Here is a 1196-nt window from a genome sequence, read left to right as displayed (position 1 = left end):
GAGTAGGTCGTTGCCAGATAAGCATGGCTGGATAGCTCAGTCGGTAGAGCAGAGGACTGAAAATCCTCGTGTCCCTGGTTCGATTCCTGGTCCAGCCACCAAAACCCTGCAAAAGCAGGGTTTTTTATTTTATAATTATTTATATCTTATAATATTAGTATATAATTATTATAGGAGTATTTTGAATGTAAAAGTAATATTATCATATAAAATATATGAAAAAGGAGTAATCATAATGGAAGAAAAAATTATTGCAACATTTAATGGTAAACATATAACTAACAAAGATTTACAAGAAATTATATCAAGATTTCCAGCTGAGAGACAGCAGCATTTAGCGACACCAGAAGGAAGAAAAGAATTATTAAATGAAGTTGTAAGTTTTGAAGTACTCTATGAATATGCTAAGGATAGTAGCATGGAAGAAGAGAAAGACTTTTTAATTCAATTAGAAAACGCAAAAAAAGAAATACTTACTCAAATAGCTATAAAAAAGATTATTTCTAGTGTTAAAGTAGATGAAGAGGATATAGTTAAGTTCTATGAATCCAATAAGGAAATGTTTAAAACAGAGGAAAATATAACTGCAAAGCATATACTAGTAAAGACTTTAGAAGAGTGTAATAGTATATTAAATGAAATTAAAAATGGAATGAAGTTTGAAAAGGCAGCTGAAAAGTATTCTACATGTCCATCTAAAAACAAAGGTGGAGCTCTCGGTACCTTTGGACATGGAAGAATGGTTCCACCTTTTGAAAAGGCAGCATTTACCATGAGTGCAGGAGAAATTAGTGAGCCAGTTAAAACTCAATTTGGATACCATTTAATATTTGTAGAAGATAAAAAACCAGAAAGTATAATAGCACTAGATGAAGTAAAGGGTAGCATATATGCACAAGTATTACAAGAAAAGCAAAAAGATATGTATATAAGTTTTGTAGATGATTTAAAGAAAAAATACAATGTAAATATACAAGAATAAACTTAATGAGTAAGATAAGACACACAAAGGATCCCCTTTGTGTGTCTTTTGTGCGTTTTGTAATAACAACATTGCCACCTGTATCAATAGTAGTAAAGTGGAGTATTGTTAAGTAAATAAAAGGAGCAGGTACATATAATTGTATAATTCCATTTATAATGGGGGAATGGTATTATTTATATGATACAATAACTTATGTTGTCGCAAGAAACGA

Annotated in this window: 1 protein-coding gene and 1 tRNA gene; both read left to right on the top strand. The window is 30.5% G+C overall.

Features of this window, described 5'->3' with window-relative positions; all coding sequences use genetic code 11:
• The first annotated feature begins 25 nt into the window (after positions 1-25).
• Positions 26-101 (top strand) — tRNA-Phe (locus DP68_RS18680).
• A 134-nt stretch (positions 102-235) separates the two neighbouring features.
• A complete protein-coding gene (locus DP68_RS19925; RefSeq protein ID WP_035312037.1) occupies positions 236-982 on the top strand; it encodes a peptidylprolyl isomerase in 747 nt (248 codons plus the stop codon).
• Positions 983-1196 lie beyond the last annotated feature (214 nt).

The organism is Clostridium sp. HMP27 (genome assembly GCF_000765165.1).
In the GTDB taxonomy this organism is placed as follows: domain Bacteria; phylum Bacillota; class Clostridia; order Clostridiales; family Clostridiaceae; genus Clostridium_AK.
The sequence above is the reverse complement of the archived record's forward strand: the minus strand, read 5'-3'. Positions and strand labels throughout refer to the sequence as shown.

What these genes read in the sequence shown, in the direction of transcription:
- DP68_RS19925 (WP_035312037.1), top strand. Translation starts at nt 236, where the DNA reads ATGGAAGAAAAAATTATTGCAACATTTAATGGTAAACATATAACTAAC.